This is a genomic window from Zarconia navalis LEGE 11467 (assembly GCF_015207075.1).
In the GTDB taxonomy this organism is placed as follows: Bacteria; Cyanobacteriota; Cyanobacteriia; order Cyanobacteriales; family Geitlerinemataceae; genus Zarconia; species Zarconia navalis.
On record NZ_JADEXN010000095.1, the window covers coordinates 1 to 11,984 of the forward strand.

At 49.0% G+C, this 11,984-nt stretch carries 9 protein-coding genes and 1 pseudogene; 1 reads left to right on the forward strand and 9 read right to left on the reverse strand.

Going from position 1 to position 11,984, the window contains the following annotated elements:
* A pseudogene (locus IQ235_RS07130) lies at positions 1 to 239 on the forward strand (3-dehydroquinate synthase); the annotation flags it as partial.
* A 66-nt stretch (positions 240 to 305) separates the two neighbouring features.
* Here IQ235_RS07130 and IQ235_RS07135 read toward each other — a convergent pair.
* The 9 genes from IQ235_RS07135 to IQ235_RS07175 form a co-directional block, all read right to left on the reverse strand.
* On the reverse strand, positions 306 to 725 hold the full coding sequence (locus tag IQ235_RS07135) for a hypothetical protein (RefSeq protein ID WP_264320793.1): 420 nt from the start codon (positions 723 to 725) through the stop codon (positions 306 to 308).
* Between the two features lie 137 nt (positions 726 to 862).
* Positions 863 to 1,591, reverse strand: coding sequence for a Bax inhibitor-1/YccA family protein (locus IQ235_RS07140; RefSeq protein WP_264320794.1), 729 nt, complete (start codon positions 1,589 to 1,591; stop codon positions 863 to 865).
* 36 nt (positions 1,592 to 1,627) lie between these two features.
* Positions 1,628 to 2,803 (reverse strand): chemotaxis-specific protein-glutamate methyltransferase CheB, encoded by a 1,176-nt coding sequence (gene cheB, locus IQ235_RS07145; RefSeq protein WP_264320801.1) that lies wholly within the window; start codon positions 2,801 to 2,803, stop codon positions 1,628 to 1,630.
* A 145-nt stretch (positions 2,804 to 2,948) separates the two neighbouring features.
* Positions 2,949 to 5,690, reverse strand: a complete 2,742-nt coding sequence (locus IQ235_RS07150; protein ID WP_264320795.1) for a hybrid sensor histidine kinase/response regulator — start codon at positions 5,688 to 5,690, stop codon at positions 2,949 to 2,951.
* Between the two features lie 513 nt (positions 5,691 to 6,203).
* Positions 6,204 to 6,395 carry a hypothetical protein gene (locus IQ235_RS07155; protein WP_264320796.1) on the reverse strand — a complete coding sequence of 64 codons (192 nt, stop codon included), beginning with the start codon at positions 6,393 to 6,395 and terminating at the stop codon, positions 6,204 to 6,206.
* A 137-nt stretch (positions 6,396 to 6,532) separates the two neighbouring features.
* On the reverse strand, positions 6,533 to 7,843 hold the full coding sequence (locus IQ235_RS07160; protein WP_264320797.1) for a peptidylprolyl isomerase: 1,311 nt from the start codon (positions 7,841 to 7,843) through the stop codon (positions 6,533 to 6,535).
* Between the two features lie 420 nt (positions 7,844 to 8,263).
* Complete coding sequence (locus IQ235_RS07165) at positions 8,264 to 8,878, reverse strand: class I SAM-dependent methyltransferase (protein WP_264320798.1); 615 nt, start codon at positions 8,876 to 8,878, stop codon at positions 8,264 to 8,266.
* 371 nt (positions 8,879 to 9,249) lie between these two features.
* Positions 9,250 to 9,561, reverse strand: coding sequence for a hypothetical protein (locus IQ235_RS07170; RefSeq protein WP_264320799.1), 312 nt, complete (start codon positions 9,559 to 9,561; stop codon positions 9,250 to 9,252).
* A 784-nt stretch (positions 9,562 to 10,345) separates the two neighbouring features.
* On the reverse strand, positions 10,346 to 11,984 hold a 1,639-nt coding region (locus tag IQ235_RS07175; RefSeq protein ID WP_264320800.1), incomplete at its 5' end, for an iron uptake porin.

An 11,984-nucleotide genomic window follows, 5' to 3' on the forward strand; every position in this document is an offset into this window, starting at 1 on the left:
CCATTGAGTTGGGACTGTGGGATCGCCAGTGCGATCGCCGTCAGTTGGCATTAATTGAAAAAACTCAATTGCCGACGCAGGTTCCCAATCGGTTAGCCGTTGATGACATTCTTGCGGCGTTGCAAAGCGATAAGAAAGTCAAAGGGGGAATCGTTCGCTTCGTCCTTCCCACTCAAATTGGCACGGCGATCGTTAGCGATCGAGTGAGTGCCCAGGTGATTCGGAACATTTTGGCATGAGATTCGCCAGGGAAGATCGGAAAAACAGGCAGAGATCGCATTTCCCGAAACTCCACTTGAGATTCCTCACCTCCCCGCAAGAGACAGAAGGAGTGCCGAGAGAATGACTCCAGCAAACAAGATAAAGACGATAAGAATCAACCAATATTGAAGAGTGTAAAGTTTGCGCAACTCCCCCAGAGCGATGGTTAAATTTTCGATATCGCGACCTTCAGTATTGACAATGAGCTTAAAAGCACGAGCGGCTTTGCGAGTCCACAAACCCACTAATAACCCTAGAGTGCCTTGAATCAAAAGACTGAAGCTAAAACCCAAACCGTCGATCGCCCCCGATAGGGTCATCAGGATCGTGACAACACCGCAGAACATCGACAGCCCCCCCAAAGCGATCGAAAGCATCCCGACAAAGCGCATTTTTATGGCGAGATCCCCAAGGAGCTGGTTTTGGCTGCTGTTAAATTCGTATTCCTGTTGACCCGATTCCATGACTCGATCGTCGTTTCGACGCCCTCAGAATACACCAGAATGGTCTTGATATCGACGTTTCTGGCACGATCGGCACAAAAAAAGAGGGGTGTGCGTACCCCTCTCTCAATTAACTCTTAATTTTATCCATCTCGAATTCAATCGCGGCTATTGAGAGCGATTAAAAACCGCAGAATGAATACGAACAAGTTGATGTACGTTAAATACATCGAAAGGGCGGCAGGTAGATATTGGTCGTCCCGGTAAGAACGAGGCAGGATGTAGAAATCCACCACGGCAACCCCGGCAAATAGAAACACGCCGAGTCCGGAAATGCCCACTTCCAACCAAGTTGGCGTAAAGATACCAAACACGGAACACAGCACTTGGGCGACAAGCACCACGACCAGGGCAATGACCCCAAGTTGCACCGTTTTGGCCAGTGCCATTCCGTCTTCTTCAGACAAGTTGGAACCGATTTGACGGGCCGCGATAAAGGTGACGCCGCAACCGAGGGCAGAAATCCCGATGCCGGTAATGCCGACTCCAGGGGTGGAGAGGGCGAGGGCAACTAGCCCCGTCAGTGTATAGCCCGACAGCAAGCTATAGGTTGCCAGCAAGGGCAGTGCCGTGCTGTTATTCCCCTTTTCGGCCACGCCTCGGGCAACAAAAAATAGAATTAATTCGACAATCAACGCCCCCCAGAACGTGGGCATGAAAATCGCCGGATTGGTTTGCAGAACGTGCAAACCGCCATAGGTTCCGATCGCCGTCAGGACTAATCCACCCCCGACGTAGGGCAAGGCGTTGGCGATGACGTTAGGGCCGACTAACGGTTGACCGTTTGCCTGCCGCATGGCTTGACGAAAATTACTGGTATTGCTCATTTTTTGATTATTCCCAGTTGGTTCAAAATTAAATCGCTATCTGTTTTTATTTTGTCGCATTCGGGACAACTCGGCTATGGAATCGAGGGTGTGTTGAGTTGCTAAGAGTCGATCGGTCAATAGTGGGGCGATCGCGCCGATGGGTAAAATATGGGCAGCCGCACCCAAAGCGATCGCCTCCTTGGGCATTCCGAACACGATACTACTAGCCTCGTTCTGAGCGATCGTCATACCACCAGCACGCTCGATGTCCTGCATTCCGCTCGCCCCATCTCGACCCATTCCCGTTAGGAGAATGCCGATGGATCGGCGGGCGTAACATTTAGCCATCGATGCAAACGTCACGGAGATGGAAGGACGATGACCGGCAATCGGCGGTGCGGTTGAATATGCAAATCGCCCGAGGCGATCGAATTCTAAATGATACTTTTCCGGGGAAAAATAGACCGTCCCCGGTTGGGGCATTTCCCCCGGCTGGGCGATTTGAACCGATAGAGAACACTCGCCATCGAGCCACGTGACCAATCCGAGCAAAAAACCCAAGCTAATATGCTGGACGCAAACCACCGGTACGGAAAAATTACTCGGTAATGCACTCAGAATGCATTGCAGGGCTTGGGGTCCTCCTGTGGAAGATCCAATACCGACGATTTTATAGCGCGTAATCCGCTCCAAATCGACGAGCGATGGCTGAGGAAGCGAGCAAGCAAATGTGTTTGGAGTGTCATTTCTCTTGCTGTTTTGCGATGGACGACCGTCGAGCGACGGCAATATTGGTGTTTCTCGACGGTGACGGTGCAATGTAAAAACCTTCACTCCAGCGAGTACTTTAATTTTGGCGATCAATTCTCGTTTGAGGGATTTGAGATCGGCACTCACTCCCGAAATCGGCTTGGGTAAAACATCTACCGCCCCAGCCGCCAGAACTTGGAACACGTTTTGCGTATCTTGGGCTTGCACCGATGCACTCAGCACTAAAATCGGGCGGGGATAGTTTGCCATCACCTCTTGGGTAAATTCCAAGCCATTCATCTCGGGCATATGTAAGTCCGTACAAATGACTTGAGGTTGCACTTGCGGAATCAAGGTTAAAGCTTCTATGCCGGTGCGAGCCGTTCCCACCACTTCCAAATCCGCACTGGAGTCGAGCATCCGTTTGAGAATAATCAGGAAAACCGGAGAGTCTTCAACCAGCAAAACTCGAATTGGCATGGCGCTTTTGGCAGATTGCAAAGGGTTCGTCTCTATCTCTAATACTATTTTGCTCGATCGCACGAGTATAGAGCGGGTTCTGGTACGCCAAGGCTGTGGATCGCCTCTTTTCCCCTTCCCCTTCACCTTGCGCTCGCAAATGATATTAAACCAATCGCCGAATGGTTTCTAAGAGTACGTCTTGGTTCAGGCTACTTTTTGTAATATACGCATTGGCTCCCACTTGAGCCCCTTTACGGCGATCGTCGTCGGTGGCGAGGGAGGTAACCAGAATGATGGGCAGTTCGCTATATTGAGGCTGCGATCGAATCCGACTCGTGAGTGCCAAACCATCCAAATTGGGCATTTGGATATCTGAAACCACCGCATCGAATTCGCGAGTGGGCAACTTCTTCAAGCCATCCAATCCATCCACAGCGGCCACAACTTCGTAACCGGCTCCTTCTAAAATTCGTTTTTCCTGTGTGCGAGTGGCAATCGAGTCTTCGACTAATAAAATAGCCGGCTGGCGGGGTTCTCGATCGAGCATCGGTTTGGGGGGAGCGAATCCAGATGCGGCCCGCACGGATGCGAGTAAATCTTGGGGGTCGAGCACCATACAAACTTCTCCCGTACCCAAAATTGTGGCTCCGGAAATATTGCGAACCCTTTTGAGCAATCGACTTTGGGGTTTGAGAATCGCATCCTGTTCGTCGAGGAGGGAATCCACTAACAATCCCAAATAGTCGGGGCCGACTTTGAGAATAATGCAAGGTTGTTGTCGGGGGGGAGTGGGAGCCGTGAGGGTAGGGTTGTGCTCTAACTCTAGTAAATCTGCCAGTCGCACGATCGAAATCGGCCGCTCTCCCATGAGAATAGTATCTCGACCCTCGATCGAAAAAATTTCCTGGCGACAGATGGAACGAGCCGCATGTACGAACTCGATGGGCAACGCATAAGTAATACCATCGACGGCCACCAACAAAACATGGGCTGTGGCTAGAGTCGTTCCTAACTGCATGCGGACGATCGAACCCCGATTGGGAGTTGATTCGATACTCACCGAACCCTTGAGGCGCTCGACGTTGGCTCGCACCACATCGAGTCCCACCCCCCGACCCGAAATTTCCGTCACGAAACTGCGAGTGGAAAATCCCGGCATGAAAATCAACGCCTGAATTTGCTCGGGTGTCATGGCTGCGAGGTCTTCTTCTCGATACAGCTTCCGTTCGATCGCCGTTTTCTTCACCTTCTCCAAATCCAACCCGCGCCCGTCATCGGTCACTTCGATAATAATATTATTCCCGATTTGACGACCTTGCAGCCTGAGTCGTGCTTTGGATGATTTGCCGAGTTTCTCTCGTTCTTCGATGGTTTCGATGCCGTGATCGATGGCGTTACGCAAGATGTGCAACAGAGGATCTTTAATTTCTTCGAGAATCCGTTTGTCAGCTTGGGTTTCTCCCCCCGAGATCGCAAACTCGACCTCTTTTCCCTGGCGTTTGGCTAAATCTCGCACCATTCGAGGAAACAGATTAAAAATCGTTGACAGGGGAAGCAGGCGGAGCGTCCGGACTCCCTCTTCGAGTTCGCTCGAAATCGTTTCCAGCCGAGCTGTATCCTCGCTCGCTTGCTGTTTGAGATCGTTTACAAGCAGACCTAGGCGATCGAGTCGCGTTTGGGTTCGTTGAGACTCGGTTCCAACGGGTTGAACAGAACCGTTGAGTTCTTTGTGCTGCAAGGCTTCAGGAGCCAATCGATTGGCAAACGCATCTCGATTCCACTCTTCCCACAAATTGGCAATGGCTTCGATTTGAGATAGCCGATGGGCGATCCGAATTTTGGTGACGGTGAGTTCTCCCGTCTGAGTCATCAATGCATCTAAGTTCGACGTAGCCACTCGAATGGTATCGATGCGGTAACCCGTTTGTGAAGATGGGGAGTGGGATGTCAACACGCGACCGTTACCGGAAAAATCGTCTTCCCAGGTATCGACGGGAGTCCCATTGAGGTCGTCATTCTTGCTGTTGCCAGAACTGGAATCGGGTACATCGCCCGTTAAAAGGGTCAACACTTGGGCTATATCTACTCCAGAGGCTTCCCCTGTCACTGCTTCTCGCGTCAGGAGGCCGATCGCGTCTAACCCTTCATAGAGGCGCTCGCTCAACTGGGACGAAAAAACCTGTTTTTCTTCTTTAACGGGAATCAACTGCTGTTCCCACGCATGAGCGAGGGGCACGATATCGTGAACCCCTAGCATTCCCGCATCTCCTTTAATACTGTGGATTTCCCGCAACAGCTCTTCCATCTTGTCGAAATCATCCGGTCGAGCTTCGAGGTGCAACACACCGCTTTCTAACTTTTGTAGGTGTTCTTCGCAGGCAATCTCGAACGTGTGGCGTAGTTCGTCGTCGTCGATATACAAGCTGCCCTGGGTTGGAGAGGGAGTCAGTCGCGGCTGTGGCTCGGGTTGGGGCAGTGGAGGCGAGATCGGCTCCGTACGCTCTGGTGCTTTCTTCTGCTCGAGTTTGCCCGCCCCCATCAAACTTGCGAGGACGTAGAATGCTTTTACGCCGGAGGGTTCTCCCGAGACCGCTTCGCGAACCAATTTGCCGATCGCATCTAACCCCACGCCTAGATGTTCGACGATTTGTGCGGAGATGACCCGTTCCCCCGATGCCAGGGTTCCCAAAATATGTTCGATTTGATGGGATAAAGTGGCGATGTCTCTAAGTTCTAACATCGCTGCTTCACTTTTGAGAGTATGAATCTCTCGGACTAAGACTTCAATTTCTCCTAGGTCTTCTGAATGCTTTTCTAGGTACAACAACCCATCATTGAGTTTTTGTAAATGCTCTTGGCTCGAATCTCGAAAGGTCGTCCGAAGTTCTCGATCCTCGATCGTCATAATTTTTGGGTTCCTGCCATTGACCGTCAGCGCTGGCTCAGATCTGATGCATCTATTTTATGAGAATTCTTCGTCACATGAGAGAGCACTCGGTCGGGTTCAGTCTAAAAAATGTCGGGCGGGTTTCGCAAAAAGTCGTGCCCTAAAGCAGGTATAGAATTCATACTTGCCTTCATTTGATGTACTCGCCGATTGGAGAATTACCACAAATAAGTTTGCAATTTTAGACCCAGTCACCCAAATGAACCGCCATCTAAAATTGCAAAAGATTTAGGTTGTTGAATATTCCCTCAGCTGGTTGTCAAGAGACTTCGCTCGAGTTGAAAAACCGTTCGATCTCGAGTCGTTTTTCGCTTTAAGTCGATTGAGAATTAAGTTTTTCACAGCGGGGCTTTAAGCAAAAAACTTCTGGATTTTCATCTCAAGTTGCTATTATTTGTATTTCATTTCTTATCTGTTTATAAGCTCTTTGTAAACCAGACTCGATACCACCGAAAACGAACCGTTATGAAACTAACGGTTAATTCCATCTCCAGGGCGACGAGGCTCTCCCTCGTCGCGTTCGGCATCGGCGAGCAACCACTGTTGCTCGCCATTCACTCCAAACTCACTCAAAGTGCTGTTATCTGCATGGAGACCTGTGAGTCCAGCAATTCCCAGACTGATGCAGAGTCCCACGATCGATACAGTGGATACACAAGTCATCTCAACACTTTCTCGGACAAATCTCATCATCATCTTCTCCACACCTTTCATACGTGATTAGCACTACCCGGTTGCTTACTTAGTATCCTAACCATCGACTGTGAAGAACTTGTGAATATCTACGTACGCAGAAAAGATTAGCCGATGCCCAGTCCGAGATCTCCACTGCCAACAGCAAGGGTGGCACCTCGCACGAGATCGGGGGTTGTATTTTGAATGCGACCTAAAATGTCGCCTCCGGTGACTTGAATTAGGGTATCGGTGTCTAGGACCACAAATTCGAGCGTCGATAATTCAATATCGCCAGCAACAATAATTCGATCGCCTTCGGTCGCGTTAAAATCGACAATGCGATCGACGATTTCGGCATCTTGTTGACCCGATTCGGTTTCCGTTCGCAAAATAAACGTATCCGCTCCGGTTCCACCAATTAAGACATCCGAGCCAAAATCGCCGATCAGGAAATCATTACCTTCACCCCCAGTTAAAGTATCGTTATTTTTGCCGCCTCGGAGAAAGTCATCTCCCGCGCCACCATCAACGCTGTCGTTGCCGACATTCCCGTTAGCGATATCATTACCGATACCTCCGGTCACCACATCGTCGCCATCGAGTGCCCAGAGGCGATCGTCTCCTCCAGCGCCTTGCAAGGAATCGTTTCCTTCATTGGCATAAAAGATATCGCTCGATTCCGATCCGATCGCCGTGTCGTTTCCCCCTAAGAGGATCGTCCCCACGGGATTTTGCGCGTTGAGTTCTGGAGTTAGTTGCACTGTATCGTCCCCGTCAGAACCCAAGCCAAACTGGAGGGGAAGGCTATCGGCATTCAACTGATTGATATAAGTATTGAGCAAAGTCGAGTCGGTGACGATCGCCGAAACCCGACTGGGGATAATACCATCAGTCACTCGGGCCGCTTCAATGCGATCGCCGATTTGAATTTGTTCGATAACGCTAAAATCGCTGGTGACGTTGCCGAACGCGGCAAATCGACCATCTAAATCCAGATTGTCTTCTAAGTTGAAATAAAACTGGGAAGACGCAGAATCGAGAGCTGTGGCTCTAGCCATGGCGATGGTCGCCTGCGTATTGGATAAAACCGGTGGCGGATCGCTAAAGGTTTGGTTGAGCAGCGCCGTATCAGACCCTTGAGGTTTAATTTCTAAAGGAATCGTTCGCTCCTCCCCCGTAGTCGGATCGATGAAACCTCCCGTCCCCAATTGACCGGAAAAGTTGGGATCGAGGCTTTGAGGGTCTCCCCCTTGGACGACAAAATCATCAACGACGCGGTGAAAGGAAATGCCGTCATAAAACCGACGCTCGACAAGATCGACAAAGTTTCCAGCCGTAATCGGTGCGTTCGTACCATCGAGTTGAATGGTGATGGGGGAACCGTTGACCACCATAACGACGGTGGCTGAACCCGGTAGTTGAGCGAAATCTTCCATATTCGTAGACCTAATATTGCTAGGGGAGCGTTCGATTTGAACTGGAGGGACGCAGATGGGTTAATTATGGCGATCGCATTTCGGCGATTCTTACGGTTTTTCAGGAGATAAACCGATTTTGAGACCGAATGCGAAGCCGTTCTATAGAGTTTGTCCCCCTTTACTTTTAATTATCCACGATCTATTTTTGCTAACCCGGAGTATTGCGGAACCCCTGGGTTATATCAAGTTCGGTTGAATACTTAATGATTCACAGTAAAAGGAGCTGGGGAAGCCAGGGGAGAGAATCGGAGAATTGATGGCGATCGAGCGCGATCGCCATCAATTTTCCGCACTTGACATTAGCGCAGCCATCCCAAAGCTCTAAGAGTTGCGCGCAAACAGTGCTTCAGCTTGCCAGACAAGAACTGCCCTGCTCCTTCATCGAGAAATCGCCACCCCCAGATAGGTATATCCCATCACTTTTGGCAGCTTTTCCATATAAAATCGCTCCAATCGAATCACTTCAAACTGATGTTCCACCAGCAATTGAATATTGCGATTTAGGTGGCAGCCATCGGCGACGATTTTTTGTAAAGGGGTTAAGCGATTTTGCCAGACTCGGATATTGGCATCATCACTCGTTCCGTGTTCGAGAAAGAAAAATCGTCCTTTGGGTTTGAGGACGCGATGGATTTCCTCGATGGCTCGATCGACGCGGGTAATGCTGCACAGCGTCCAAGTGCTGACGACACTATCGAAAGTATTGTCCGCCATCGGCAGAGACTCTCCATTGAGAATATGATTTTCGACTTCGATGGAAGATGCTTGAATCTGCTTTTGCGCTAGAGAACTCGTGCCGGGATTGGCATCAATGGTGGTGATTTTGAAAACGTGTGGGGGATAGTGGGGGAGGTTTAAACCCGTTCCAAAACCTATTTCGAGAATTTCTCCTTCCACTTCGGCAAGAATATCCTGGCGATACCGATCGAGGACGGGATCGGACATCGCCCAATCGAGAAGGCGGGGAAATAAGACTTGGGAATAAAAGCGCATATGGCGATCGAATCTTTGACAATCGATGTTTTGCTCGACTCTCAAATCAGATCGGGCTGGCGATGAGAATGCGAGAACGAGGCACGTTCGAAAGAACTTCTAGATCGTACTCCTGAATCAGATTGAAAACACAGGTATCATTATTTTTAGGTTAGATCGAAGCTCTGCATCAGTTCGGATCGCGAACGGAAAGCGATCGCTTTTCCCTAGTTAAAATAATCGCTTTCCAAGATCGAGATTCAAGAATATCTCAAACAGTGCTTAAAATAATCGAAGCCGTTTCTTTCAGATGACTTTCGAGACACAACACTAATGTACTGTCGAAGCCAGGTTCTCTTTAGATAAAATTCGGGCGATTTCGCCGTAAGCGGTTACTGCATCATCGAAGCACTGGGAAAAATTCGGCAAGGCAATGGGGTTCGCTGCGCGGCTTCAGGCGTTTCAACATCGACTTCTTCTACATTGCTAATATCGCTATCCGCTTCTGCCAAGACTTCCGATTCTTCAGTGACTAAAATATTCTGTTCGGCATTCGCATCTTCTGCCGCAATTGGTACAGGTTCGGTTACATTTGCAGTTTCGATGATGCCTTCACGTCCCGTCTCGGAAAAGCAGGGTTCTGCAAGGGTTGCAGACAGTCCAATCGCACAAATGGTTAGAAAGTATCGAATAGATTTAGTCATCTCTGTATATCTAAAAAAACAGCAAAATTTAAGACACCGAGCGTGCCTGTTTTTAGCGATCGAAAAATCGCTAAATTAAAATTGAGAAGTGTTGCGATTTAAATACTTTTAGCCTATCGTTCGGACTCGCTCTAAGAGCTTTATTTTATGCAAAACTAAATTTCACACAATAAGCTTTATTTGTGAACCGATGTTAGGCTCATAACTTCGATCGGAATCGACAAAAAATCGAGTGAATTGAAATTATTGATGCTTTTGACTGTTTTGAAAGAAAATCGAAGAGATACGAAGTCAATATACTTATATTGTTTTTTTGGGTTGACTGTAGATGCAAAATATATTTCAGTCAAAAACAAGGCACACTGTAATTTAAGCCTTTTGAAGGCTGCATTTAAATCTTTCTTACTTTCAGCATAACCTCAGTTTCTCGATCGCTCCAATGCGACTTTCTCGGATTTTTTTTTATCGATTGGATAAACTTATCGCTAATCTTTATAAAGTTGGAGAATTCATCGGTAAAAATACGGGAGATCGAAAAATATTTAACAGCGATCGACTTTTGGAGTTTAGACAAATTTTATCGATCGAATCGTCAAAGCTTTACCCTGAAATAATTTGAGGGATTAGAATCTAGTTTTGAATTCAAAATTCTTGCTACATCAGGTTTGTAGACTTCTAAAGCGAATTTTGTCTAAATTCCAGTCAACTTTGTCTGCGCTGCGAACGTTATTTTTTCGATCGTCTCGTAATTTCTGGGGATTGCACCCCGCGCACTCCAAGATCGTTAAAAGATAAACGTCGTCCGGAGAATGCCAATGCCGATGGTGTCGCTATCGGGAGTATGTCCGGGGTTGAAAATCACAATCGCGCCTGGAGTAATACTGATGTTGTCGTCAAGCTGCCAGCGATAGAATAATTCGACGTGGGTAGTCGTTCCTGGCTGGCCGCCCGATCGTCCTCGTCCGGTATTAAAAAAGTCGGGAATATTATTGCCTTCTGGCAAATCGGAACTGATAATTTTTGGCGGTTGCCCAACGTAGAGACCTCCCAAATTACCTTCCCCAAACAAATCGAGAAGATTGAGAAACACCATATAATTGGTAGTTTGAACGTTCCCCGATCGATCGGGAATACGGGAATTGGTATAGCCGAACCAACCCCCCACAGAGAGACTGGGGGAGACTTGCCAATTTAAGGTGGCACCCACGGCATTGGTTTGCAGGGGTTCCGACTCGTCAGTGAGGCGATCGACAACCGTGAGTTGCGCATCGCCGACAAAACTGACCAAGCCGCCATCGGGAGAGTAGTCGTTGACGTAATACACCGTCAAATCGACGGGATCGATGGGAGTTAGGGCAAGTTGAACGGCGGTAGTATTGTGTCCTTTCGGACCGTCGGAACTGACAAAAAATCCCGGAATATTGGTGGAATAAACCGCTTGCAAACTAGCGCGATCGGCAAATTGCCAATCAAACCCCAAACCACCAGCCCCCAGACCGATATTTAAAATGGGGTTGCGTTGGGCAAAAAAGGAGAGAGGCCCGGTAGCAGCCCCTTCAATGCGATTGGGGCCCCGAAATGCGGATGTTGCGTTGACATTCGCCGTCCCGACGATCCCGGCAAACTTATCGCCGATGAGAAAGCGATAGTTGAGATCGTTGATCCTCAGTCCATTGGTATCTCCAAAGAAATCGTTTCCCAAACGGACATCGTTCGTGAGGCGGGAACCCGTCAACCCATCAAAGTTCAAAAGAGCGAGTCTCAGCAGGCTGCGATCGCTAAATTGGGTATTGAAGATAAAATAATTCAGGTTCTGCAAGCTGATATTCGTACCCGGATCGCCCGTTTCGGGAGTGCCATCTCGGGGGAACAAGTCGGCTTCGTTGGAAGTTCGCCCCACAACGGCAACACTGTTAATCACAGTCAGTTTCGTCGTAGTGGAAAATTGGTTGGCTTCAAGTTCGGCCGTTCGGGCTTCGAGGGTATCGATACGGCTTGGGAGGGTGGCGAGTTCGGCGGCAAATTCTTCTCGCAGTCGTTCGACGATCGCTAAATCTTCACTGGAGATCGAACCTCCAGATTGGGACAACAGTTCGTTAAGGCGATCGAGACAGGCATTAAGTCCGGCCGCAAATTCGTAGCGGGTGAGGGATTGCACGCCCCGATAAGTCCCGTCGGGAAATCCGGCAATGCAGCCATAGCGATTGCTTAAAGACTGTAATGCTTGGTACGCCCAATCCGTGGGTTCGAATTCGATGTCGCTGAGGCGATCGACAGAGGGGATTTGACTGAGGCGATCGATCGGTTTGAACGTTTCGGTTCCAGAAACGATTTCGATGGATTTTGCGTTCTGGTTTCTTTGGATGAGATGGGGGGCGCCATCGACTTTTGGCAAAGGTTGGGCTTGGGCGCAAACACCCCAC